The following is a 586-nucleotide window of genomic DNA, read 5'->3' on the forward strand; positions in this document are numbered from 1 at the left end:
AAAAACATCTTGAAAAACCGTTGTATCTTTGAACCGTTTATGACGATTAAAGCTAATTGTGGAATGATGGGGCACAGTATCTGTTAAACCCAGCCCTAAGAACCAACGGTAAGCTACGTTGGTTTGAATCTCTTTTTCGAGTTGTCTTTCGGAACGAATCCCGTAAAGATATCCAATAAACATCATCTTAAACAACATGACAGGATCGACCGGAGGACGGCCGTTATCTTCACTATAAAAAGGTCTTACCTTATCATAAATAAACGAGAAATCAATTGTAGCATCAATCTTTCGCAGTAGATGATCTTCTGAAACAAGTTGATCAACTGAAACCATTTCTAATTCTATTTGTTTATCACGGATAGGGCGTAACATACACAACTTACCTCACGATTAATCTACCTATATTATACTATATTTACCTGAATAATCGGATTAACATCTACAAAAAAGACTGTTGAGAAGACTTTCTCAACAGCCTGAGCATTCCTTAACGGAATGCTTTTGGGTGCCTGGCAACGTCCTACTCTCACAGGGGGAAGCCCCCAACTACCATCGGCGCAAAAGAGCTTAACGACCGTGTTCG

Annotated in this window: 1 protein-coding gene and 1 rRNA gene; both read right to left on the reverse strand. The window is 39.6% G+C overall.

All coding sequences use genetic code 11. The features are described 5' to 3' along the window. Positions 1–375, reverse strand: a 375-nt coding sequence (locus SAY88_RS24635) for a transposase (RefSeq protein ID WP_332635075.1), incomplete at its 3' end; no start/stop codon positions are given. A 135-nt stretch (positions 376–510) separates the two neighbouring features. Then, a 5S ribosomal RNA gene (gene rrf, locus SAY88_RS26140) occupies positions 511–586 on the reverse strand; the annotation flags it as partial.

The sequence above is a fragment of the Halalkalibacter flavus genome (genome assembly GCF_036663575.1).
Classification (GTDB): Bacteria; Bacillota; Bacilli; order Bacillales; family Bacillaceae_D; genus Halalkalibacter; species Halalkalibacter flavus.